20 protein-coding genes and 1 riboswitch are annotated in these 23,344 nt (G+C 59.3%); of the genes, 10 read left to right on the plus strand and 10 right to left on the minus strand.

What is annotated here, in order from left to right; all coding sequences use genetic code 11:
* Positions 1 to 2: 2 nt before the first annotated feature.
* The 9 genes from clpS to ACQAYK_RS00980 form a co-directional block, all read right to left on the minus strand.
* Entirely contained in the window at positions 3 to 311 is a 309-nt protein-coding gene (gene clpS / locus ACQAYK_RS00940; protein ID WP_215872631.1) for an ATP-dependent Clp protease adapter ClpS, read from the minus strand.
* Between the two features lie 114 nt (positions 312 to 425).
* A complete protein-coding gene (locus ACQAYK_RS00945) occupies positions 426 to 1,202 on the minus strand; it encodes a peptidylprolyl isomerase (RefSeq protein ID WP_215872632.1) in 777 nt (258 codons plus the stop codon).
* 49 nt (positions 1,203 to 1,251) lie between these two features.
* Positions 1,252 to 1,824 (minus strand): DJ-1 family glyoxalase III, encoded by a 573-nt coding sequence (locus tag ACQAYK_RS00950; protein ID WP_255789964.1) that lies wholly within the window; start codon positions 1,822 to 1,824, stop codon positions 1,252 to 1,254.
* A gap of 21 nt (positions 1,825 to 1,845) precedes the next feature.
* Complete coding sequence (locus tag ACQAYK_RS00955; protein WP_215872633.1) at positions 1,846 to 3,264, minus strand: S41 family peptidase; 1,419 nt, start codon at positions 3,262 to 3,264, stop codon at positions 1,846 to 1,848.
* Positions 3,265 to 3,284: 20 nt separating this feature from the next.
* Complete coding sequence (locus ACQAYK_RS00960) at positions 3,285 to 4,718, minus strand: murein hydrolase activator EnvC family protein (protein WP_255789967.1); 1,434 nt, start codon at positions 4,716 to 4,718, stop codon at positions 3,285 to 3,287.
* Complete coding sequence (gene gpmI / locus ACQAYK_RS00965) at positions 4,715 to 6,244, minus strand: 2,3-bisphosphoglycerate-independent phosphoglycerate mutase (RefSeq protein ID WP_215872634.1); 1,530 nt, start codon at positions 6,242 to 6,244, stop codon at positions 4,715 to 4,717. Before gpmI ends, ACQAYK_RS00960 begins: the two co-directional genes overlap by 4 nt.
* A 37-nt stretch (positions 6,245 to 6,281) precedes the next feature.
* Positions 6,282 to 8,792 carry a glycogen/starch/alpha-glucan phosphorylase gene (locus ACQAYK_RS00970; protein ID WP_483167741.1) on the minus strand — a complete coding sequence of 837 codons (2,511 nt, stop codon included), beginning with the start codon at positions 8,790 to 8,792 and terminating at the stop codon, positions 6,282 to 6,284.
* Between the two features lie 281 nt (positions 8,793 to 9,073).
* Entirely contained in the window at positions 9,074 to 9,382 is a 309-nt protein-coding gene (locus ACQAYK_RS00975; RefSeq protein WP_255789971.1) for a type II toxin-antitoxin system PemK/MazF family toxin, read from the minus strand.
* A gap of 14 nt (positions 9,383 to 9,396) precedes the next feature.
* Positions 9,397 to 9,612 (minus strand): antitoxin MazE family protein, encoded by a 216-nt coding sequence (locus ACQAYK_RS00980; protein ID WP_226827342.1) that lies wholly within the window; start codon positions 9,610 to 9,612, stop codon positions 9,397 to 9,399.
* A gap of 277 nt (positions 9,613 to 9,889) precedes the next feature.
* Between ACQAYK_RS00980 and ACQAYK_RS00985 the strand changes: the two genes are divergently transcribed.
* On the plus strand, positions 9,890 to 10,276 hold the full coding sequence (locus ACQAYK_RS00985) for a rhodanese-like domain-containing protein (protein WP_215872638.1): 387 nt from the start codon (positions 9,890 to 9,892) through the stop codon (positions 10,274 to 10,276).
* Between the two features lies 1 nt (position 10,277).
* On the opposite strand, the gene ACQAYK_RS00990 is transcribed toward ACQAYK_RS00985, so the two are convergent.
* Positions 10,278 to 11,222 (minus strand): carbohydrate kinase family protein, encoded by a 945-nt coding sequence (locus ACQAYK_RS00990; protein WP_215872639.1) that lies wholly within the window; start codon positions 11,220 to 11,222, stop codon positions 10,278 to 10,280.
* On the opposite strand from ACQAYK_RS00990, the gene ACQAYK_RS00995 reads away from it, so the two are divergent.
* The 9 genes from ACQAYK_RS00995 (at position 11,221) to ACQAYK_RS01035 (ending at position 23,320) form a co-directional block, all read left to right on the plus strand.
* Entirely contained in the window at positions 11,221 to 11,922 is a 702-nt protein-coding gene (locus tag ACQAYK_RS00995; protein ID WP_226827344.1) for an outer membrane beta-barrel protein, read from the plus strand. The two genes, ACQAYK_RS00990 and ACQAYK_RS00995, sit on opposite strands and share 2 nt — an antisense overlap.
* A 112-nt stretch (positions 11,923 to 12,034) precedes the next feature.
* Positions 12,035 to 13,204 carry a methionine adenosyltransferase gene (gene metK, locus ACQAYK_RS01000; RefSeq protein WP_215872641.1) on the plus strand — a complete coding sequence of 390 codons (1,170 nt, stop codon included), beginning with the start codon at positions 12,035 to 12,037 and terminating at the stop codon, positions 13,202 to 13,204.
* 9 nt (positions 13,205 to 13,213) lie between these two features.
* Positions 13,214 to 13,293: riboswitch (S-adenosyl-L-homocysteine riboswitch) on the plus strand.
* A 17-nt stretch (positions 13,294 to 13,310) separates the two neighbouring features.
* Positions 13,311 to 14,717, plus strand: coding sequence for an adenosylhomocysteinase (gene ahcY, locus ACQAYK_RS01005; RefSeq protein WP_215872642.1), 1,407 nt, complete (start codon positions 13,311 to 13,313; stop codon positions 14,715 to 14,717).
* Positions 14,717 to 15,544 (plus strand): methylenetetrahydrofolate reductase [NAD(P)H], encoded by an 828-nt coding sequence (metF, locus tag ACQAYK_RS01010; RefSeq protein ID WP_215872643.1) that lies wholly within the window; start codon positions 14,717 to 14,719, stop codon positions 15,542 to 15,544. The genes ahcY and metF overlap by 1 nt, the downstream gene beginning before the upstream one ends.
* Positions 15,545 to 15,633: 89 nt before the next feature.
* Positions 15,634 to 16,494, plus strand: a complete 861-nt coding sequence (locus ACQAYK_RS01015) for a phosphoribulokinase (RefSeq protein WP_215872644.1) — start codon at positions 15,634 to 15,636, stop codon at positions 16,492 to 16,494.
* 128 nt (positions 16,495 to 16,622) lie between these two features.
* Positions 16,623 to 19,385: a bifunctional glycoside hydrolase/polysaccharide deacetylase family protein gene (locus ACQAYK_RS01020; protein WP_215872645.1), complete on the plus strand. Its 2,763-nt coding sequence runs from the start codon at positions 16,623 to 16,625 to the stop codon at positions 19,383 to 19,385.
* Positions 19,363 to 20,214 (plus strand): hypothetical protein, encoded by an 852-nt coding sequence (locus ACQAYK_RS01025; protein ID WP_215872646.1) that lies wholly within the window; start codon positions 19,363 to 19,365, stop codon positions 20,212 to 20,214. The genes ACQAYK_RS01020 and ACQAYK_RS01025 overlap by 23 nt, the downstream gene beginning before the upstream one ends.
* Positions 20,211 to 21,851, plus strand: a complete 1,641-nt coding sequence (locus ACQAYK_RS01030; RefSeq protein ID WP_215872647.1) for a tetratricopeptide repeat protein — start codon at positions 20,211 to 20,213, stop codon at positions 21,849 to 21,851. The genes ACQAYK_RS01025 and ACQAYK_RS01030 overlap by 4 nt, the downstream gene beginning before the upstream one ends.
* Complete coding sequence (locus ACQAYK_RS01035) at positions 21,848 to 23,320, plus strand: hypothetical protein (protein ID WP_255789982.1); 1,473 nt, start codon at positions 21,848 to 21,850, stop codon at positions 23,318 to 23,320. Before ACQAYK_RS01030 ends, ACQAYK_RS01035 begins: the two co-directional genes overlap by 4 nt.
* The last annotated feature ends 24 nt before the right edge of the window (positions 23,321 to 23,344 follow it).

Genomic DNA, 23,344 nt, shown 5'->3' on the forward strand with positions numbered 1-23,344 from the left:
GCTCACTCCTTTTCCATGGTACAGCGCAAGGGATGCTGATGCTGACGGGCATCAGCCGTGACCAGGGTGACCTTGGTTTCCGCGAGATCAAAGGGGTAGACCCCACAGATGCCTTTGCCTTGATTGTGCACCTCCATCATGATCTGGAGGGCGTCTTCGTGGCTCTTGTGAAAGTATTCTTCGAGGATGCGTACTACATAGTCCATGGGAGTGAAGTCATCGTTGAGCAGACAGACCCGATACAGGCGCGGCTCGCGGATCTGGGTTTGCCGCTCCAGGACAGGTTGCTGAGGATTTCTTCGCGTTGCCACACCAATACTCCCAAAAACTCTCTCCATTCATTGTGGCGCCTGATCCGGCTCCAGGCAAGGCAAAGGGCCGAAGAGAAACCCCTTCGGCCCTTGCAGCGCCAGAGTAACGAGAAATTACTTGGTGATGTTGATGGTAGCCTTGCTCCGCAGATCCGATACGAACTTGGCGGCCTCCTGCTGCTGCAGCTGGGCCTTGATACGGTCCTGCATGGAGCTCAAGGAAGGCGGGGTGACCGGTCGGGTAGCCTGCACTTCGATGATGTGGTAACCAAATTGGGTCTGTACCGGGCCGACGGGCTTGTCGATGGGCGCCGTTTCCACAGCCTGCGCGAAGGGTGGTACCACCATGCCGGGAACGATCCAGCCGAGCTCGCCACCGTGTGCGGCACTACCCTTGTCGATGGAGTACTTTTCGGCAAGCTTGGCGAACTTCTGGCCTGACTTCAGATCGGCCATGATCTTGTCCGCCTCAGCCTTGGTCTTCACCAGGATATGGCGCACTTCATATTCTTTCTTGCCCATGGCCGCGACGAATTTGTCGTAGGCGTTCTGAACGTCGGCCTGGGAAACGGGATGGGCCTTGACATAGGATTCGACCGCGGCGTCCGCCAGGATCTGCCGCTTGGCCAGGCCCAGGCGTTCCTGCACCGCTGCGGACTGGGCTAGGCCGTGCTGATCCGCATACTGCGAGAGCACTTCCATGTTGACCAGATTCTGAATGACCTGCTCGCGAGCATTGGGCTCTTTCGCGAGGTCCGGGCTCATGCTCATGATTTCCTGCACCTGGCTGTTGTCGATGGCATGACCATTGACGGTAGCCGCTGGCGCAGCGAAGACGGGCAGAGAAAAAGCACCGACCATGCCGGCGAGAACAACTGCGCGAAGTTTCATGCGTTTTCCTTCAGTTTGATTGAGACGAAGCATTATCCATGGGGACAGATCAAAGGTAAACCGGTGGCCTTTGCAAGGCCGTTTCCACCGCCATTCCCCGTTCCCGGCCAAAGAGCTGGACGACGAGGTCGAGAGCGAAGTCCATCGCGGTCCCCGGACCGCGGGAACTGGTAAGCGAACCATCGACAACGACGGTCGCAGTCTGAAATTGATAGTCTGTGCTCTGCGGATCGAGGGCGCCGGGATAACTGGTCACTTTTTTGTTGCGCAGTACGTCCAGCTCGGCAAGCAAAGAGGGAGCCGCACAAATGGCCGCGACTCTCTCAGCACCGGCGCTACGCTCGATGATTTTGTTGCGCAAGCTGGTGGATTGCCGCAGGCGCTCCACCCCACCCGCTCCGCCGGGGAGCAGTAGCAGATCCATTGGCGCATCGGCACATTCGCTCCAACTGCAATCCGGCAGGAGGCGCACGCCCCGGGAGGCGGTGACCGCACGCGTGCCATCCACTCCGGCCAGACAGACCTCCGCGCCGGCGCGGCGCAGAATGTCGGCGCAAATTACCACCTCCATCTCCTCGCAACCATCGGCAATCGGAATGACTACTTTCGGTACTGGCGCCACCTTCTCCCCCTGCATTCTCACTCAGGCAGCTTTGACCCTGGCGTCGGCATTTTTATCCCGACTGGGATAGATCGGTAACGGGACGACTTTTTTTACCGACTTTCCATCCTGCATCACCTCCACGGCATTGCCCTGCAGAATCTCCAGGGCCTTGCGCAGCACAAAATCGGTGGCCAGATCCGGACCCTCGGACGGCGTCTGCTTTTGCTGGTTGGTGGCGGGCGGTGTCGGCTCCGCAATCTCGAACTGTGGCTGCACTTTCTGACACTGGTCCGGCGCCTCGAGCATTCCCTCCAATTCCGATTCCTTGAGCAAAGCGGCATCGATCTGTCGCTCTTCCGGGTTGCTGGGGACGATGGCAACGTTGGGGACGATTCCTTGCCCCTGAATGGAGCAGCCCGCTGGCGTGTAGTACAGCGCCGTGGTCAGTTTGAGTGCGCCACCGTTATCCAGGCGAATGACGGACTGCACGGAACCCTTGCCAAAGCTGCGACTACCGAGCACCAAAGCGCGGCCATCATCCTTAAGGGCGCCGGTCACGATTTCCGCAGCGGAGGCTGTACCCCCGTTGATCAATACGATCACGGGGGCACCATGCAGCAGGTCGGGACCATGGGCGCGAAAGCGCATGTCACTGCTCCCGGTGCGGCCCTTGGTATAGACGATCAGCCCCTGATTCAGGAAGGTGTCGGCGGTTTCCACTCCCGCCTGCAGTACCCCACCCGGGTTATTGCGCAAATCGAGAATGAGTCCCTTCAGTTTGCCATCGGCATCCTTTTCAAGCTCTTTGACGGCCGCCTGCACGGCATTGCCGGTGTTATCCTGGAACTGGCTGATGCGCAGATAGCCGTAGTCGGGGGCGATCATCTGGTAGCGCACACTCTGTACCTTGATGATGGCGCGCGTCAGGGTGACCTGCAGGGGGACGCTGCTGTGCGGTCGCAGCAGGGTGAGACTGACCTGGCTACCCGGCTTGCCACGCATCTCGTCCACCGCCTTCTGCAGACCCAGACCCTCCACCGCTTTGCCATTGATCTTGATGATGAGATCGCCAGCATGAATCCCTGCCCGCGCGGCGGGGGTGCCGTCGATGGGAGTGACCACCCGCAGGAGCCCATGATCCGGGGTGATCTCGATGCCCACGCCACCAAAGCGGCCATCGGTGAAGACCTGCATCTGTTTCCATTCCTTGGGAGTGAGATAGGCGGAATGTGGATCCAGGGCATGCACCATACCGGCGATGGCCCCTTGCATCAGTTTCTGGTCGGAGCTAGGGTCGACGTAGTCCGATTTGATCAGCGCAAACACCTGGCTGAAGGTCTGGATTTCCTGGAGGGGAATGGTCTGACTCTCTTCTGCCCGGGCAGGAACCGGACCCAGAGCCAGGACCACGATGGTCAGGACGGGTATACAGATTTGCAGAATGCGCGTCGTCATCATGGCTCCAGAACCTTGCACTGCTAGCGAATGAAATTCAATGGGTTGACCGGGTGACCCTGGCTGCGGATCTCGAGATAGAGGCCGTCATCGCCCATCTCACCGCCGCTGCCGACCGTCCCTACCAGGCTACTGGTTTGCAGCTTCTGACCGACCTGCACGGCCGGCTTGGCCAGGTGCCCGTAAATGGCCAGAACGAGATTGGCTTGTTGGACAATGACGATCTCGCCATAACCACGCAACGGACCGGCGTATAGGACCATGCCCGGGGCGATGGCGTGTACTGGCGTGCTCGCTGGCGCGGCAAAGGTAATCCCCTGCCAGTTCGGCCCGCCTTGTACCCGCGGCGTGCCAAAGAGATGGCGCACCGGCGCACTGACGGGAGGAGGGAAGCTGCCGTGACCCACGGCGCTGTTGGTTGGCGGGGCAATACTGGGCGTGGCCGGCGGAACCGTCGCAATTGGCGGAGCCTGCACCGGCGTTGGCGGGGGTGGCTGATGCAGCTCTTTCTGCAGCTGTTCGGCACGTTTTTGCTCGGCGGCGGCTTGCGCCGCGATCCGGGCACGCTCCTGCGCCGCGGCGCGCGCGGCAGCCCGCCGTTCTGCAGCCGCACGGGCCGCGGCTTGTTCTGCCGCCCGCCGCTCTGCCGCCAGACGTTCGGCCGCGCGTTTGCGTGCCGCAGCCTCGGCCGCCGCCCTTTCCGCTGCCAGTTGCTGCGCGTACTGCACCGAGAGCCGCTGCACCAAGCCGTTCAGAATATTGGCGTTGGCCTGCAGATTGGCAATCTTGGCCTGATCGGCGGCAATGCGCTTCACCAGTTGTTCTTCCAGTGTGGCATGCTGATTCCGTTGGGCCTCCAGGGTGGTTTCCTGATGTTGCGTCTGCCCTGCCAGTTGCGCGAGATGGGACTCTTGTTGCTTTTTCCGCTCCTGCGTCTTGATGATCTCTTTGCCCGTTGTCTGCGTCTTCGCGATCAATTCTAGACGCGCCTTGGCCAAGGCCTGATAGTAGACGCTGAGGCGCCCGATTTCGGCCGGCTTTTCCGTTTGCAGCCAGACCGCGAGTGGGGTTTCCCCACCCAACATGTAGGCGGCGCGCAACTGCTCGGCGAGGATTTTTTTCTGCGTTTGCAATTCTTGTTGCAGCTTGTCAATTTGACCTTGCAGTTTGCTGATTTCCTGTTGTGTTTGCTGGCGCTGCTGCTGAATGCCTTGCAGCTGGTGTTGGGTGGATTGGATACGCTGGTCGAGTTGGGCGATCTCGCTACGGAGCTCTGCCTGGGTTTTCTGCTTATCCGCCAACCGCGCCTGCAGCGCCGAAACATTCTGGTGGATGGACTCCAGGCGGGCCTTGTTCTCGTGAATTTTCTGCGGCAGATTGCTCGCCTGGGCGGCGCCGATGCCTACCCAGAAAAGGGCGCTGCCCAGCAGGACGGCAGTAGGGGTCAGATCCTTCACGTATGCTCGATGAGACTTTTCCCGCTCATTTCCGGGGCCTTAGGCAGGCCGAGCAGCTGTAGTAGCGTGGGGGCGAGATCCTCCAGCGCGCCGCTTTCCTGCAGGCGGGCGGAGCGGCCAATATAGAGCAGGGGCACAGGGTTACAGGTATGCGCAGTGTGTGCCTGGCCGGTCTCCGGGTCGAGCATTTGTTCAACATTGCCATGATCCGCGGTGATCAGCACCTCGCCGCCGCGTGCCCGCACTGCCGGCACGATACGGCCCAGGGCTTGATCTACGGCCTCCACCGCAGCCTTGGCGGCCTCCAGTTTGCCGCTGTGTCCGACCATGTCGGGGTTGGCAATGTTGCAGATGATGACATCATGCTGACCAGCCTGCACCTCGGCAATCAGGCGATCTGCTAGATCCCGAACACTCATTTCCGGCTGCAGATCATAGGTAGCGACGCTGGGCGAGGGAATGAGAACGCGATCTTCCCCTTCAAAAACCTGCTCTTCGCCACCGTTGAAAAAGAACGTCACGTGGGCATATTTCTCGGTCTCGGCGATGCGCAGTTGCCGCATCCCAAAGCGGGAAATCCACTCTCCAAAGGTATTGCGCAGACGGCTCGGTGGAAAGGCTACCTGCACGGGAAGCTGCTCGCTGTACTCTGTCAGGGTGACGAAGGCCGAGAGTTTCGGCACGACCGCACGCGGGAAGCCGGAGAAGTCCGGCTCGACAAAGGCGCGGGTGATCTGGCGGGCGCGATCAGAACGAAAATTGAGAAAGACGATGCTATCGCCGTCCTCTATCCGCGCCGCGGGTCCGATCCGCGCTGCAGGCACGAACTCGTCGCTTTCCACTTGGGTATAGGCCGCCTCCAGGGCGGCTTCGGCACTCGGATATTCCGTGCCAAGGCCCTGGGTGATGAGATCATAGGCCTTTTGCACGCGGTCCCAGCGGTGGTCGCGGTCCATGGCATAGTAGCGACCGATCAGGGTGGCGAGGCACCCGCCCTCCCGCGCCAAAGCGTCTTCTACTTTCCGCAGGGAGGCCGCCGCCGAACGGGGGGCGGTATCCCGCCCGTCGAGAAAGGCATGCAGATAGACCCGCTCGGCGCCGCGCTCCCGCGCCAGACGCAAACCGGCGATCAGGTGATCTTCGTGGGAGTGTACCCCACCGGGAGAGAGCAGCCCGAGGATGTGCACCGCCTTGCCGTGTTGCTGTGCCGCATCCACGGCCTGCACCAGTGCGGCATTCTGGTAGAAGCTGCCATCGGCGATGGCACGATTGATCCGTTCGTACTCTTGATAGACGACCCGACCGGCACCGATGTTGATGTGCCCGACCTCACTGTTGCCCATCTGCCCGCGGGGCAGACCGACCGAAGCCTCGGATGCCTGTAGCAGGGCATGCGGGTGGGTTTTCCACCAGCTATCCCAGTGCGGCGTGTGAGCCAGCGCAATGGCGTTATCTGCCGCCGCCTCGCGATAGCCCCAGCCATCGAGAATGAGCAATACCACAGGGCGAACGGACGATGTACTCACCTGACTCCTTCACAAACTTTTCCGACACCCGCGGATTCTAGCCAAGACTGGCGCCCTCCGCTACCAGGGGCGTCAGATGCCAGATATCGGCGTTGTATTCGCGGATGGTACGATCGCTGGAAAAGATCCCGCTCGCCGCCGTATTGCGGATGCTGAACCGCAGCCATTCATCCTGATCGCGCCACAGTCCTGCCACCTCCTGCTGTTTCTGCTTGTAACTGCTGAAGTCGGCTAGCACCATCCAGGGGTCATGAGGCGAGAGTACGGCGTCGAGCAGACAATCGAAGAGGCCAAAATCATAGGGGTTGAAATAGCCGCTGCGGACGAGCTGCAAGACGCGCTCCAGATCCTGGTCGGCATCGATGAAGTGCTGCGGCTGATACTGCGCGCGCAGATGGGCGACCTCCTCGGCATTCAGGCCAAAGAGAAAAAAGTGCTCGGCACCTACGGCGTCACGAATCTCGATGTTGGCGCCATCCAGGGTGCCGATCGTCAATGCCCCGTTCATCATGAATTTCATGTTCCCAGTGCCCGATGCCTCCTTACCAGCGGTGGAGATCTGCTCGGAGAGATCGGTGGCAGTGCAGATCTTTTCCATCAGCGAGACCCGATAATCGGGCAGAAACACCACGCGCAGGAGGCCTTCGGTGTCGGGGTCGGCGTTGATGGTACGGGCGATCTCGTTGATGAAGCGAATGATGCGCTTGGCCATGAAATACCCGGGCGCCGCCTTGCCGGCAAAGAGCACATTGCGCGGCGTGAATCCTTCCAGATCACCGCGCTTGATGCGGTCGTAGAGGTGCACCACATGCAGGGCATTGAGCAACTGCCGTTTGTATTCATGAATGCGTTTGACCTGGGTGTCGAGCAAGGCGCCGGGGATCATGGCCACCCCAGTCTGCTCGCTGATGATGTCAAAGAGTGCCGCTTTGTTGGCGGCGCGGACCTTGGCCCAGCTCTTGCGAAACCGACTGTCATCGGCAAAGGGCGAGAGTGTCTGCAGCCCGGCCAGGTCCTGCTGCCAGTCGCTGCCGATCTTGCCGCTGATCAGCTTGCATAACTCGGGGTTGGCAGACTGCAGCCAGCGGCGCGGGGTGACGCCATTGGTCTTGTTGTTGAAGCGTTCCGGCCAGAGCTGATAGAAGTCGTGAAACAGCTCGCGACACAGAAGCTCGGTGTGCAGGGCGGCAACACCATTGACGGAAAAGCTCCCGACCACCGCCAGGTTGGCCATACGTACCATGGGATCCGGGCCTTCTTCGATCAAGGAGACACGGCTGAGCAGGCCGCTGTCACCGGGGTGGGTGCGCGCCACCTCGCGCAGAAAGCGCGCGTTGATCTCGTAGATGATCTCCAGCACGCGCGGCAGGAGCTGGCGAAAGAGACGCACCGGCCATCGCTCCAACGCTTCGGGGAGTAGGGTATGATTGGTGTAGGCCATGGTGCTGCTGGTGATCTTCCAGGCGGCGTTCCAATCCAATCCGTGTTCGTCGATCAGCAGACGCATGAGTTCGGCCACCGAGATGCTGGGATGGGTGTCGTTGAGCTGGAAGACATGCTGCTCGGCAAAATGGGAGAATTTTTCCCCATGCTTTGCGACCCAGTCAGCTAGGACATCCTGCAGGCTGGCGGAGGCGAGGAAATACTGCTGGCGCAGACGCAATTCCTTGCCGTTTTCGCTGCTGTCGTTAGGGTAGAGCACCATGCTGATATGCTCGGCGGCATTTTTCGCGGCAACTGCCTCGGGATAGGCCCCCGCGTTGAATTCCCCGAGATCGAAGACGTCGGTGGCGGCGGCGCGCCACAGGCGCAGGGTGTTGACGACGTCATTGGCATAGCCAGGGATGGGAATGTCGTAGGGCACGGCCAGGACATCATGGGTATCTACCCAACGAAAGCGATTTTTGCCGGCAGCGTCGATATAGACTTCGCTGTGCCCGCCGTAGGGGATGCGACGTACCCGCTCCGGACGCTTGATTTCCCAGGGGTAGCCATTTTTGAGCCAATGGTCAGGTTCTTCGACCTGCTCGCCGTGGTGAATTTCTTGGCGGAACATGCCATAAGCGTAGCGGATGCCATAGCCCGTAACCGGTAGAGCGAGACTTGCGCAACTGTCGAGAAAGCAGGCAGCCAAGCGGCCAAGACCGCCATTACCGAGGCCGGCATCGGCCTCTTTTTCGGCCAGCTCGGCCAATTCCCAACCTTGGGAGGCCAAGGCCGTTTCGGCAGCCTCTTCGAGTCCAAGGTTGAGTAGGGTATTGTTCAGACTGCGCCCGAGCAGGAATTCCAGGGACAGGTAAAACGCCCGTTTCCCGCGCATTTCGGTGCGCCGTTCTTCGCTTTGGTTCCAGCGCTCTACCAAGCGATCGCGCAAGGCCATGCCCAGAGCGGTGTAGACGCTACGCGCAATCTTGTCGGTAGCGGCTTCGGCGACGGGAACCCCCAGGCTGCGGAAGAGATAGTGTTGGCTGTCCTGACAAAGGGTCTCGGCATTCATGCCTAGGGGAGGGAGGGTACATTCGGCGCTCTTGCTGCGTTTGCGTATCACGACGGACTCCTTCTTCGCTGCAGGACTCGAGGTCAGCATAGAACCTTTTTATGGCCTTGAGAAGTGTCCGCAAGGTGCATATATGCAGACACCTGCCAACTGGATATGCGCAGGACGCTGGCTGGCGTCGCGCAGATTAGCGGTGCCCTTCCAACCACGCTTTGTAAATAGGAAAAATTTTTCAAAACGCTACCTCAGCAAGGCTGCGTCAGTACATAGATTGCGTGACCATGCGTACCCGCAGGGCTGTGCAAACGCGACTGATCGTCTCGAAGCGCGGCTCACTTCGCAATCCCCAGGAACACAGCCAGACAACGCTCGACCTCCACCAGAGTATTCGCATCGATGTGTCCAAAAGCAGGTCCCACCTTATCGCGTTTGATGGTCATGGCCTTGTTCACCATGACTTGTGATGGTTTCTGCAAACCATTTTCCGTGCCCGGTTGAACGGTGATGCGAAGCAATGGCGCGTCAATAAGAGTGCTGGTGATTGGCAGCACGGTGATGCTGCCCAGGTCCCTGAACTGATTACTTTGAATGACCAGCGCGGGCCGTGGTTTGCCAAAGTCACCTTGCATGGCGATGGTCACAAGGTCTCCGCGTATCACTCCTCCGGCCAGCCATCAGCCAGGGCTTCATCCATGAACTGCTGCATGGCGGTGTCGGCACTATCGGCCTGGGCCACAATCAGGCATTGGCGACGGCACTCTTCCGCGAAGTCCGGGCGGCGCGTGTCAGGCACCCAAATCTGCACCGGACGAAGCCCTTCCCTGCGCAGAGCTTCACGGTGCTTTTGTACCCGCTGATTGACGTGCGCCATCGCCAAGCCTCCCTAGAGAACCATGCGACATCCTACCCACTCCATACGGTTACATGCAACAAGTCGTGAGAGACGTGTCGATCGGGAGAATAGCTATTCCGTTGGACGTGGAGATTGGGGACTTGAGGCCGTTGCTAGAGGTCAATACCCGGCCACTGGAAGCCGAAGAGGACATTACGCCTTGGGGCTAACACGGGTCTTTGGCAAGCTTGCCTTTTGCCGATTTCCTCGCCATGGTAGCCGCTCCGGAAAGCGGTGACGCAGGAGCAGGTAAACTATGGCAAAAAGCTTGGCAGACTTTATCCGTGAGGCGCGGGCACAAATCTCTGAAGTCGATTGTGATGTGGTCGAGGAATGGCTGGACGCCGGTGAAGACGTGTTGATCGTCGATGTGCGGGAGGCAGAGGATTTTCATCGGGCGCGATTGCCTGGGGCCCATCACGTCCCGCGCGGTCACTTGGAAGCGTTGGCAGACCTCGAGTATGGCAAGGCCCACCCGGAGCTGTCGCGGGCGCGGGAACGCCGAGTCTTGCTCTACTGCGACAGCGGCACCCGTTCTGCCTTTGCCGCCGTTACCCTGGCGCAGATGGGCTTCGCCCGGGTCTACAGCCTCACCGGCGGCATGGTCGTCTGGGAAGCCGAGGATAAGCCCATCGAAAGCTGATTCAGGCAGGTAAGGCCTCGCCAAAACTGTCCTGATAACGCTGTACGAACTCGTTGTGTGTGAAGCGATGGTTCTGGGTGCCCGCAACCTCGATCTTGTAGGAGCCCATAAGCGACGCGATGCGGCCACAGGTTGCCCACGGCAAATCGTGCTCCAGGCCATAGAGCAGGCCGGCACGATAGGCATCACCGCAGCCGGTGGGATCGACGACGGCGCTGGCCTTGGCCGCTGGAATCCGGATCTCTTCCTCGCCCTGATAAATAGTCGAACCCTTCTCGCCCTGGGTGACGATCAAAGCCTTAAGCTTGCTGCGGAGGGTTGCCAAGTCCCAACCCGTGCGCGACTGGATCATGCCGCACTCGTAATCGTTGACGCTGAGATAATCGGCCTCGCTGATCATCTGGCGTAGGGTGTCGCCATCGAAGAGGGGCAGGGCCTGGCCGGGATCGAAGATGGTCTGCACCCCGGCGCTCCGCAGGTCGTGCAGGTGTTGCACCATGGCATCGAGTCCATCGGGGGCGACGATGCCCCAGCGGCTTCCCGCTGGAATCTGCCCGGCGAGACGATTCTTGCCCGCCTGCATCATCGCTCCAGGGTGAAAGGCAGTGATCTGGTTGTCATCGAGGTCGGTGGTGATGAAGGCTTGTGCGGTATATTGATCGCGGAGAACCGCAATATGGCTGCTGGCAATGTGCAGATGCTGCAGGTGCTCCGCGTAGGGGCCGAAGTCCTGGCCAACGGTACCGACGATCAGCGGCTCGCCGCCGAGAAGCTTGAGGTTGTAGGCGATGTTGCCGGCGCAGCCGCCAAAGTCCCGGCGCATCTCGGGTACGGTGAAGGAGACGTTCAGCATGTGCACACGATCGGGCAGGATGTGCTCCTGAAAGCGGTCCTGAAAGACCATGATGGTATCGAAGGCGAGGGAACCGCAAATAAGGGTCGGCATGGAATCTCCTGTTGATTTTTTGCAACGGATACGAGTGGCAATTTGCACGATTGAGGACTACAATGTGGCCATTGTACGACAATGTGGTCATCGGGTGCGAATGATGCGAGCTTTGGGGCTTTTTTCTGGATTGCTGTTTGCTGGGCTGGCAGTGCTGCCGGCCGCGGCAATGGCTGCCCCGGATCAGCCCTATGTCAATCTCTTTGGTGGCAACACGTTCTTCGGGTCGGGCAGCCATTTGGATGGCGGGGGCACGGTAGGTCTGCGTGTCGGGCAGCGTTTGGGGCGGCATTTGGGTATCGAGTGGCAGATCGCGTCGGCCTTTGCGCGACTGCAAGATCAGAGCAAAAGCAACGCGAATCAGTACAGTGGTTCCCTCATTGGCAACTACTATGCCTTTTCCGGAAATTCCTCCCCCTATCTCTCGCTGGGGCTTGGTGCGTCGAGCGATCTGTTTAACCAGCAAGTCGGCCGTGGCACTTCGCTTTTGGGAATCTTTGGGCTGGGCTACGAGCAGCGCCTGGGTGATCATTTCGGTCTGCGTCTTGGCGTGCAGGATCAAGTCCTCTTCGACACCCCGCGTGCGCAGGGGGGTGCCCTGAACAATGTCCAGGTGACGGGTGGCATTTCCTACTTCTGGGGGGGCAGCGAGGACAAGCGCGCCTTCCCCATTATCGCACCGACACAATCGGGGTCTTGAGGGTTTTTCGCGCTTGCAATGAGCGCCTTTCAGTTTCTTGTGGTCGGACCCTCTGCTATATTTGCCTCACTTTTCTGCGATTGACATCGCCAGCAGCCGAGGAGCCGTCCGCATGTCCAAAACCCATCTCTTCACCTCCGAGTCCGTGTCCGAAGGCCATCCCGATAAAGTTGCAGATCAGATATCCGACGCCATCCTTGATGCGATCCTGGCCCAGGACCCGCGCGGGCGAGTCGCTGCCGAAACGTTGATCACCACCGGTTTGATTGTCCTTGCCGGTGAGATCACCACCGCGGCGCAGGTAGACTACGCCGACGTGGCGCGGCAGACGGTGCGCCGGATTGGCTACGATTCCTCCGAGATGGGTTTTGACTGGGCCTCCTGCGCCGTTGTGCAGACTCTCGACAAGCAGTCGCCGGATATTGCTCAGGGTGTCGACGAGGGGGCCGGCCTCGATTTGGATCAGGGGGCGGGCGACCAGGGGCTGATGTTTGGCTTTGCCTGCGACGAAACGGACGTGCTGATGCCCACGCCGATCTATTTCGCGCACCGCCTGACCGAGCGGCAGGCCTTGGTGCGCAAGGATGGCCGCTTGCCCTGGTTGCGCCCCGACGCCAAGAGCCAGGTGACGGTGCGCTATGAGGATGGCCGCCCAGTGGCCATCGATGCGGTGGTTCTCTCCACGCAGCACAGCCCCGATGTGAGTCACACACAGTTGGTGGAGGCGGTGCAGGAGGAAATCATCAAGCCCGTTCTGCCGCCAGAAATGTTGCACAAGGGCACCCAGTATTTCATCAATCCCACCGGTCGCTTTGTGATTGGCGGACCCGTGGGTGACTGCGGTCTGACCGGCCGCAAGATTATCGTCGATACCTACGGCGGGCAGGGAAGTCACGGCGGTGGCGCCTTCTCGGGCAAGGACCCCTCCAAGGTCGATCGCTCCTCCTCCTATGCCGGTCGCTACGTTGCCAAGAATATCGTTGCCGCGGGGCTGGCCAAGCGTTGCGAGGTGCAGGTAGCCTATGCCATCGGTATCTCGCAGCCGGTCAGTTTGATGGTCGATACCTTTGGTACCGGCGTCATTGACGACGATCGTATTGCCGCCATCGTGCGCGAGCATTTCGACCTGCGTCCCAAGGGCATCATCCAGATGCTCGACCTGTTGCGGCCGATCTACAGCAAGACCGCCGCGTATGGGCACTTTGGCCGCGAGGAGCCGGAGTTTACCTGGGAGCGCACCGATCGTGCCGCGGCTTTGCGTGCAGCGGCCGGCCTGAACTGATTTTTTACCTGTGCCGAGGGGCGCTGCAGCCGTCGCGGTCCGGCGGTCAGGCTCGGTGCGGGTCTTTGCTTCAACCGCGCTCGTCTTTCAAAGGAGATAAGTCCCGATGAATGCCGTGTTGCAAGACCAAGCTGATTATAAAGTTGCCGACCTCTCTCTGGCCGACTGGGGTCGCCAGGAAATCCGTATTGCCGAGACGGAAATGCCGGCTTTACTGCGGATCCGCGAGAAGTATCGCGCGGAACAACCCCTCAAGGGCGCGCGCATTGCCGGCTGTATCCATATGACCATCCAGACTGCTGTCCTCATCGAGACCCTGGTGGCTCTGGGGGCGGAGGTGCGCTGGTCTTCCTGTAATATCTTCTCTACCCAGGACCAGGCGGCGGCGGCCATTGCCGCGGCCGGGATCCCGGTTTTTGCTTGGAAAGGCGAGACCGAAGAAGAATACTGGTGGTGTGTGGAGCAGACCATCACCGGCCCGGGGGGCTGGAAGCCGAACATGATCCTCGACGATGGTGGTGACCTGACCGGCCTCCTGCATGAAAAGCGTCCGGAACTATTGAGCGAAATCCACGGAGTTTCGGAAGAGACCACCACCGGCGTCCATCGTCTCTGGGAAATGCTCAAAGAGGGCAGCCTCAAGATCCCGGCCATCAACGTCAACGATTCCGTAACCAAAAGCAAGAACGACAACAAATATGGCTGTCGTCACTCGCTGAATGACGCCATCAAGCGTGCCACGGATCACTTGTTGTCCGGCAAGCGCGCCCTGGTGCTGGGCTATGGTGATGTTGGCAAGGGTTCCGCTGCTTCCTTGCGTCAGGAAGGAATGATCGTGCGGGTGACGGAAGTCGACCCGATCTGCGCCATGCAGGCATGCATGGATGGCTACGAAGTGGTTTCCCCCTACCGGGATGGAGTGGATGACGGTTCCGACGCCTGCGTCAATCGAGATCTGCTCGCGCAGACCGACCTGCTGGTTACCGCTACGGGCAACTTCAACGTCTGCAATAGTCGCATGCTGGCGGCACTGAAGAATGGCGCGGTGGTCTGCAACATTGGCCATTTCGACAATGAGATCGATACCGCCTACATGCGCAAGACCTGGGCCTGGGAAGAAGTGAAACCGCAGGTGCACAAGGTCTATCGCGATGTCGCCAGTGGCAGCAAGGCCAACCCTGATAGTCATGACTACCTGATTCTTCTCTCCGAGGGTCGTCTGGTGAATCTGGGCAACGCTACGGGTCACCCCAGTCGCATCATGGACGGTTCCTTTGCCAACCAAGTACTCGCGCAGATCCACCTGTATCAGGCAGGCTTCGCCAAGTTGTCGGCTGCGGAAAAGGCCAAGGCGATTCGGGTGGATGTGCTGCCCAAGCAGCTCGACGAGGAAGTAGCACGCTACATGGTCGAGGGCTTTGCCGGAGTGATCACGCAGTTGACCACAGAGCAGGCGAACTACTTGGGCGTGCCGGTGGATGGCCCGTTCAAGAACGACGCCTACCGCTACTGATGAAGACGCCGGAAATCTCGGTGGAGTTTTTTCCACCGAAGAATTCGGCGGGCGAAGAGCGCTTACGCGAGAGCATGGCCGCCCTGGCGGCCTTGCACCCAGCCTATGCCTCGGTTACCTATGGCGCGGGCGGCTCCACGCAGGAGCGTACCCTCGCCACGGTGCGTCTCATTCAGGGGCAGAATGGCTATGAGGCAGTGCCGCATCTCACCTGCATCGGTTCTACCGAGGCGGGGATTCGGGAGCTCTTGCAGCGCTACCGGGACTGGGGGGTGCGGCGGATTGTCGCCCTGCGCGGTGACCTGCCGGAAGGGATGGAAAATCCGGGATTCTTCCGTCATGCCAGCGATCTGGTCGCTTTCATCCGCGACTTCGGTGGCTTCGAGATTTTCGCTTCGGCCTATCCCGAGGTCCATCCACAGGCGCAGCATGCGCGTGCGGATCTGGATTATCTTGTCGCTAAGACCGAAGCTGGGGTGGACGCGCTGATCACCCAGTATTTTTATAACCCCGATGCCTATCTGCAGCTCCGTGACCAGCTGGAGCGGCGCGGAGTGACCGTGCCGATTCTGATCGGGGTGATGCCCATCCATAATTTTGAGCAAATTGCCCGTTTTTCTGCCCAGTGTGGGGCAGAGATTCCGCGCTACTTGCGCCTGCTGCTGGAAGCCTACGCCGATGAACCGGAGGCGCAGCGCGAAGTGGCTGCCGAGGTGGTCGCGCGCCAGTGCAATCTCCTGCTGCGAGAGGGGGCCCCGGGGTTGCACTTTTATACCTTGAACCAGGCGGAGGCTACGCTCGCCATCGCGCAACGTCTGGATATTTGAGCGATTCCACTGCGCTGATATACACTCTTGGCTAATTTGTCGCGCCCGCTGCGCGCTACCCTTTTCTTTGCCTATCAAGGAGCAGTTCCATGTCGAAAAAACATCCTGTCATTGCGGTGACCGGGTCCTCGGGTGCGGGTACTACGACCGTCAAACATGCTTTTCACGATGTCTTCCACCGCCTGGATGTCAACCCGGTAGTGATCGAAGGCGATAGCTTCCACCGCTATAATCGTGTCGAAATGCGCGAAGCGATTGCCAAAGCCGCTGCCGAAGGCAAGACCATCAGCCATTTTGGCCCGGAAGGCAATGATTTTGGCTCCTTGGAGGCGCTCTTCCGCCAATATGGCGAGACCGGCACCGGCAAGATGCGCTACTACGTGCACGACGATGCCGAGGCCGAGCTGCGCGGCAGTGCCCCGGGCACCTTCACGCCCTGGCAGGACATTCCGTCCGGCACCGACCTGCTCTTTTATGAGGGGCTGCACGGCGGCGTGAAAACCGAAGAGCACGATGTGGCCAACTATGTCGATCTGCTCGTCGGTGTGGTGCCGGTGGTCAATCTGGAGTGGATCCAGAAGATCCATCGTGACAATGCCCAGCGCGGTTATTCCGCCGAGGCCATTGTCGACACCATCCTGCGGCGCATGCCCGATTACATCCACCACATCACCCCGCAGTTCAGTCGCACGCATATCAACTTTCAGCGGGTACCAATGGTGGATACCTCCAATCCTTTCATCGCTCGCGATATTCCTACGCCCGATGAGAGTATGGTGGTGATCCGCTTCAGCGATCACAAGGAAGAAAACTTTCCGTATCTGCTGCAGATGATTCCTGGCAGCTTCATGTCGCGGAAGAACACCATCGTTATTCCGGGCAATAAGATGGGCTATGCCATGGAGCTGATTCTCGGGCCGCGCATCGAGCGGATGTTGTCGGAGCGCTAAGTTTCGGGCGGGAGTTGAGTCAAGGGGGCCGAGGCTATGTCCTCGGCTTTTTTGCGGGATCGAACTCGATGCGTTCTCTTGCAATTATCACGTAGCTTGCTAATGTGAGGGACACATAAGGGGGACGTATGCGTTTGGATTCTTTCCAGCATCCGCGGATTGCGGCGGTACTTGGGGTCTTGGTGGTACTATGGGTGGGCCTATTGCCTGCACAAGCCGCTTCCCAGCCCAGTGTTGGATTTTACTACGGAGATGGCGCCGCGCCCGCAGCGTTCCACGATTTTGATTGGGTGGTCGTCAATCCCGGAGGCGATCGGCTACCCAGTGCCTTCGATCCGCAGCAAAAAGTCTTTGCCTATGTCAGTATTGGCGAAACGACTCCCGGTGACGATCGCTACGCCCAGCTTCCAGAATCCTGCGTGCTGGGTCGCAATGCCGCTTGGGGCGGTAAAATCATTGATCTCGCGCATGCGCAATGTCGTGATTTTCTCCTACAGAAAGTCATTGATCCCATCTGGGCGGAGGGCTACCGCGGATTTTTCCTGGATACTCTAGATTCCTATGAGGCAGTCACCAAAGGTATGGCACGGAGGGCGCAGGAACAGGGGCTCGTCGATCTGATTCAGGCCATCAAGGCGGCGCATCCACAAGCACAATTGATTGCGAATCGGGGCTTTTCGGTACTGCCCCAGATTCACCAGGATCTGTCTGCCGTGTTGGCAGAGTCGCTGTTCCACGAATGGAATCAATCCACCCAAAGCTATCAGGAAGTGTCGGCAAGCAACCGCGAGGCGCTTGTCACGGAACTGCGCAAAGCACAATCCTATGGTCTGCCGGCTATTGTGATCGACTATCTGCCGACCAAGCTCAATCGTGAAGGCTGGTGGGAGGATGCCGAGAAGATCCGGGCTCTGGGTTTTATCCCCTATGTGACCAATGCCGAGCTGACGGCTGTCGGCGCTGGCTTGCGCGAACCGATGCCACGGCATGTTCTGATCCTGTACAACAGCACCGGCCCAGAAGAGTACAGTGAGGCGTTTGCCAATGGTGCCATGCCTTTGGAGTATCTCGGATATATTCCGGAATTCCGTCGGCTATCCGATGGGTTGCCCAAAGCTCCCTACGCCGGGGAATACGCAGGGGTTGTACTCTGGAGTGATGGCGATCCGGTGACCGATGTTGCTGGTCTCTCGCGTTGGTTACATGGGGTGAAAAAGGTGGGAATACCCATCCTGCTGATGGGAGATTTTCAGGACGATCTCGACGCAGAGTTCTACCAAGCGCTGGAAATGTCCCGCCCGCAGTCTGTCACGGCGAGTTCCGCAGAGGTTGCCAGTGCGGCCAAGGAAATGAACTACGAAATGCCGGTGCAGGCCAGCACCCGGGATTTTCTCGGCGTGAACGCTCCAGCGGGCAGCCAGATTTGGCTGCATGTACGCGATAGCTCGGGCAGCAGCGAAGATGCAGCAGCCATCACCCCGTGGGGCGGTTATGTCTTGTCGCCCTACATCTTGAAGACTCTGCCGAACAAGGATACCCGTTGGTTGATCGATCCTTTTGCGCTCTATCGGGAAGCCTTGCGCCTGCCGCCGATGCCGGTTCCGGATACAACGACCGAAAGTGGACGGCGTCTGTTCATGGCGCATACCGACGGCGACGGCTTTGTCAGCCGAGCACAATTTCCGCCTTACCACATTGCCGGTGAGGTATACATGCACCGGATACTAGAGAAATACAAGTTGCCGTTTACGGGTTCCATCATTGTCGGCGACCTGCTCCCCGGTGACCGTGGCCTGTATCCAGCGCTCGCGCCTCTGGGTACCGAGGTGGCTCGCGAGGTGTTCCGTCTGCCCTATGTGGAAATTGGTTCGCATATGTGGTCGCATCCCTTCAATTGGCCGGCAATTGAAGCCGGGAAAGATTATCCTGGTATCAATCTGCCAGTCCCGGGCTACAAATTCAGTCCCTACATGGAGGCGGTGGGTGCCGCCAAGTGGATTGATAAACACCTCGCGCCACCTGGTAAGCAGGTCGTGATCGATCAGTGGTCGGGGGACTGTGAACCTGATGCGCAGGTGGTGGGCCTTGCGTATGGGGCCGGATTGATGAACATCAATGGTGGGGACAGTTATATCAGCAAAAAGGACCCGAGCATTACTGCGGTTCCACCCATTGGCATCTTCCGCGGTAAATGGTTGCAGGTCTTTGCTCCGGATGCGAATGAGGATTACTTTACCAACCAATGGCATGGACCGTTCTGGGGATATATCAATGTCATCCAGACATTTGAAATGACCAACAAACCCCATCGCTTGAAGCCGATCGACATCTATACCCACTGGTATACGGCGACCAAACTCGCTTCCCTTTCGGCGTTGGAGAAGGTCTATGACTGGGTTCTGACTCAATCCATTACGCCGGTCTATGTCGCTGATTATGCGCATATCGCCAACAATTTCTTCACCATCCACATTGCCCGCGAGGGCGATGGTTTCTGGATTGGTAACGCCACGGACTTACGTGAGCTGCGGATGCCGAAGGGCCTCGGATATCCCAACCTCGCGGCCAGCTCGGGCATTGCGGGATACAACGATACGCCGAACGATGCCTACTATGTGCACATGGATGGCCAGAACTCTGTGCTTTTGGGGCTGCAATCCACTGCTCCGAAGATACCGTACATCAGGAGCGCCAACGCGCCCATCAGCGCGTATCAGGAAAATGCCAACGGCTTTACCGCGCAGCTCGATGGTTTCGTGCCGGTACAGCTCCAGCTCGCCAATATACAGAGTTGTTCGGTAAGGCTGAACGGCAAGGCAGTAGCAAGCTCCGAGCAGATCCAGAGCAATTCGCAGCGTGTGCGCGTCGATGTCCACTGCCCGCCAAGCTGATCAGGCTGGCGGTCGGGCGCATCTGCTCCGCCCGGCGAGCCTGCTGCTCTTCGTCGCGATCGTGCTGGCGGTGATCGCCGGTGTCGCTTGGCAGTATGGTTGGCATGGTCATTTGTTTTTTCAGGAGAGCGCTGCCGATGCGCGGGCGCATCTGGAGAGTGCGGAACTGATGTTGCGCAGTGGTCAGTATAGTGCGGCGCAAAAGCAAATCGCTCCCGTATTGCGTTATCCCGACGGCCCTTTGTACCGTCAGGCGCGTCTGCTGCAATGGCGGATTGCCAAAACGCAAGCGCTCGCCATCCCCGCAGAGTCCCCGAGACGTCAGGCGGCGATGCGGGACTTGCGGCCGCAGTTAGCGGCGTTGTATGCACTGGGTGCCTGGTCGCTTGGCCAATGGCAAGCATTCGCGCGGGACGCCTTCGCTCTGGGTGCCTATGACCTCAGCGCACAGGCGTGGCTGGCGGCCGCCACAGTAGACCCGCAAGAGCGGGAGGCCGATCAGCTTGCTGCAGCACATGCCTGGGCAGCGGGTAATCAGCCGGCCAAAGCTGGGGCGCTCCTTTTGCAGCTTGCGGCACAGAGTCATGACAGCGAACGCGCGAAGCATTGGTTCTTGCAGGGGATACGATGGGTAGAAGGTGGAAAAGGTGCAGAAGCCGCCCTGCAGGTAGCGCAATCGACTTTACAGAAATTGCCCCAGCTATGGCAGGACCATGAGGTGGTGCTCGCCATGGCGGAGCTTGCTCTGTCTGCTGATCGCCCACAGCTGGCCGCACAGTGGCTGCATCGCGAATTGCTGCGCAATGTCCCCAGCGAGAAGAGGTCATGAAGATTCGCACCCTCACGATCAGCTTCGTTCTAGTATGGTGCGCAATGCCAGCGCTCGCCGCTTCGATGCCCTCGGATTGGTGGAAGGCTCCCGGTAGCCTGGCTTCTGACGACGCAGAATGGCGGGCGAAATATCTGCGGCAAAAAGAGGATGCAAATGCCTTTGCCGCGGATTTACAGGCCAGCCAAAAATCGGGCAAGGGGATGAGTTACCTGGACCAGGGCGGTGTATCACCATCCTGGTACCGTCCACCCTTGGAAGTGCAGCCCTATCCAGCGAAATATTCGCAAAAGCTTTACGATCTGGCCTACAGTGCCTTTTTGCAAAGCCATGATCTTGGAGAGGCATATCGGCTGGCCTTTACGGCCGTCCAGCAACGGCCAGACGACCGGGTGTGGCGGCAGCGGTTGATCGAGGTTGCGGGCTGGTTAGGTCAGCGCGAAGAGGTATTGCGCCAACAGCATTGGTTGGCGGAGCATGGCGATGCGGCTGCACAGGGAGAAGCCATTTCCTTGGCGCTTACCCTGGAGCGGCCAGATATCGTCATCAGCATGCTGGCACCGGCGGCGCGCAGTCGACCGCTCAGTGACGCAGAGTGGAAGTCCCTGATCTATGCATATGGGCAGCTTGGTGAACCAGACCGTGCGTTGCAGGCCCTTGATTCTGCGCTTCAACGTTTCGGCCCGCGTCGCTATCTGCTGAATCAGAAGGCGTATCTCAGTTATCAGATGGGTGACATCGAAGCGAGCCTGCACGCCTTGCAGCGCAGTGCAGGGCAGTATGGTTCCGCTCCCTCGATAGCGATCGAAGAAGCGCGTCTGTTATCTATGCAGGGCAATTATCGTCTGGCCTTTGCTGCGCTGGAGCGCGTTCGTGGGCAAGCGACCCTGGAAGATGTTCCGTTTTGGCAACTGTATGCCGTTCTCGCCTGGGAGTTGCATGATCATGATGCCGCATTGCAGGCAGAAAAGACGCTTTATCTTCTGGGCGCTGCCAGTCAATATGATTTGCAACGTTTGGTGCGATTGACTGGTGACGAACAACCCGAGGCGGCTCTGGCGGTGGCCATGCTCGGATGGCGCAAATACCATCTGCCGATTTTTTATTTCGAGGGGTTGTATTATGCCGCTGCGGCCAAACACTGGCAGACTTTGGGGCAGCTCCTGCAAGAGGTGGCAAATTCCGACCCTGATGGTTTGCGGAATTTTCCCGCCTACTGGCTGGCGATGGGGCAATGGGCCAATGCGCGTCTTGACTACCATCTTGCCGGATATGCCTATGCCCAGGCCCTTCGACTGAACCCCGATGATACTGTCGCTAAAAACAATTTGCTGTGGATGCTTATCGACAGCGGCCAACTACGCCTGTTGCGCGCAGTCCTGGTGGGGGATACGGCCCAACCGGCACCCGCCCTGCGCGATGCTGTGCGTAATGCCCTGGAGCGTCTGAATCTGAACCGGCAGGCCCTATATTTACCCACAGACGCTGCGGCGCCCAGCGCGCGGGCGCTACGTTTACTCAACGAGGCATCGCTCTGGGAGAGCACTGGTCAGACCGGACTAGCCTGGAGCTTGCGTCGTCAAGCGGCCTGGCAAAGTGCTAAGGAGTTACGCGCTACGGATGGGGGTGATCGGTGAGACATAAGGGGCTGGGCGTTTTGGCGTTGCTGACGGCAAGCTCTTTTCTGTATCCAACCTTGGCTCGCGCGAACGGCGAGAAGGCTACCTCGTCCCAGCCCGCTGGTCATGCTGTTCCTATCCCCAAGCCGACACCTGAGGAAGATTTTGCGCAAGACCCTTTGCGAACTCTTGCCGATTCGTTGGCCTCAGCGCCCGCCGGCGGCAATGTGACGCGCGATGTGTTGTTTGCCGCGGCACGCCGGGGCGACTTTCTGCCCGCTATATCCTGGAGCCTGGCGCACGGATACTGGGGCCTCGCGCAACTGTTGGTCGCCAAGAACCCGCAACCGACGCCGCGTTGGGTGCAATTGAGCTTGGCGTTGCATGCCCACGATACGCCCGCCCTGGCGCGTCTCTTGCGGCACCCGCAGGGTCTACCGGTGCGCGACCGAATGCAGGCGCAGATGGAGCTGGGGCGCTACCGGCAAGCGCGGCAGGATGCATTGTCGGCTATGCAGATCGATCCGTTTGATCGCCTTCTACGCCGCCAATACCTGGAGGCCGTGCGGGAAAGTGCCACTTACGTTGACCTAGCAGGCCATTGGCAAAGTTTCAATGGCCTCAGCCTCTATGGACCGCGGCTACGTGGACGTATCGCCTGGAATGACCGTTGGAGCCTAGTGTTCGACGCCGATGCCCTGGCCCAATCTGCGTCTGCGGCCTCTCAGTTGCTGCGTGTACCCTCGTGGAGTAGCCGCGATCTGGTCGGTATCCGCTGGCAGGATCCGCGTTGGCAGATAGAGGGCTTGTTGGGAAGCTATCAAGCCGAGCGCAACACTGTGAGTGGGCGTATTTCGCTTGCCTGGCAAGCTACTGACAGCGGCGAATTCTCGGCAAACTTCGACTATCATGATCGTAGCTTGCAAAGCCCTGCTCTCGCAGCGGCAGGCATGGTCAACCGCGTTGATCTGCAGTGGGCGCAGCGCTTCGGCTCTTGGCTGGGCAATATCGGCGGGGGATGGCGGCAATATCAGGGACAAGACGGGGATGCGCTGGGCAGCGATCGTTTCGCTGAGGTCTCCTTATTGTGGCGTCATGATCTCGGCCCTTGGGAGCTCCAGGTCGGACCCTTCGCGGATTATCACGATCTTTCCCGCGTCAGCCAGTTGCAAGGGGTACTCGCGTCCGCGTTGCAGCCGGATGCCCGTACCCCGGATCTTGTATTGCCCGGTAGTTATGCCGATATCGGCATGCGAGTGCAGTGGGGAACCTGGGAGCGGGCCGTGGCCAGCGATTGGACCCCGTACCTAGCTCTGAATGTGTACCAAAATACCCGCTTTGGCCCGCAATATCAGCTTGATGCAGGTTTGAGTACCTCGGTTTTTGGGCCAGATCGATTGCGTATTGGTTTCGCTCAAGGGCAGGGAGGAAATGGCTTAGCTTTGAACCAGCGCGTAGTGCGTCTCGGGTATCGTTTTTATTTTTAAGAATCGAAGAGGGGGAAAATCAAG

It is taken from the genome of Acidithiobacillus sp. AC3 (assembly GCF_050261095.1).
Taxonomy (GTDB): domain Bacteria; phylum Pseudomonadota; class Gammaproteobacteria; order Acidithiobacillales; family Acidithiobacillaceae; genus Igneacidithiobacillus; species Igneacidithiobacillus copahuensis.

Coding starts and splice junctions, on each gene's coding strand:
- ACQAYK_RS00945 (WP_215872632.1), bottom strand. CDS start 1,202: ATGAAACTTCGCGCAGTTGTTCTCGCCGGCATGGTCGGTGCTTTTTCT.
- ACQAYK_RS00955 (WP_215872633.1), bottom strand. CDS start 3,264: ATGATGACGACGCGCATTCTGCAAATCTGTATACCCGTCCTGACCATC.
- ACQAYK_RS00980 (WP_226827342.1), bottom strand. CDS start 9,612: ATGGCGCACGTCAATCAGCGGGTACAAAAGCACCGTGAAGCTCTGCGC.
- ACQAYK_RS00985 (WP_215872638.1), top strand. CDS start 9,890: ATGGCAAAAAGCTTGGCAGACTTTATCCGTGAGGCGCGGGCACAAATC.
- ACQAYK_RS00995 (WP_226827344.1), top strand. CDS start 11,221: ATGGAATCTCCTGTTGATTTTTTGCAACGGATACGAGTGGCAATTTGC.
- ACQAYK_RS00990 (WP_215872639.1), bottom strand. CDS start 11,222: ATGCCGACCCTTATTTGCGGTTCCCTCGCCTTCGATACCATCATGGTC.
- metK (WP_215872641.1), top strand. CDS start 12,035: ATGTCCAAAACCCATCTCTTCACCTCCGAGTCCGTGTCCGAAGGCCAT.
- ahcY (WP_215872642.1), top strand. CDS start 13,311: ATGAATGCCGTGTTGCAAGACCAAGCTGATTATAAAGTTGCCGACCTC.
- metF (WP_215872643.1), top strand. CDS start 14,717: ATGAAGACGCCGGAAATCTCGGTGGAGTTTTTTCCACCGAAGAATTCG.
- ACQAYK_RS01015 (WP_215872644.1), top strand. CDS start 15,634: ATGTCGAAAAAACATCCTGTCATTGCGGTGACCGGGTCCTCGGGTGCG.
- ACQAYK_RS01020 (WP_215872645.1), top strand. CDS start 16,623: ATGCGTTTGGATTCTTTCCAGCATCCGCGGATTGCGGCGGTACTTGGG.
- ACQAYK_RS01025 (WP_215872646.1), top strand. CDS start 19,363: ATGTCCACTGCCCGCCAAGCTGATCAGGCTGGCGGTCGGGCGCATCTG.
- ACQAYK_RS01030 (WP_215872647.1), top strand. CDS start 20,211: ATGAAGATTCGCACCCTCACGATCAGCTTCGTTCTAGTATGGTGCGCA.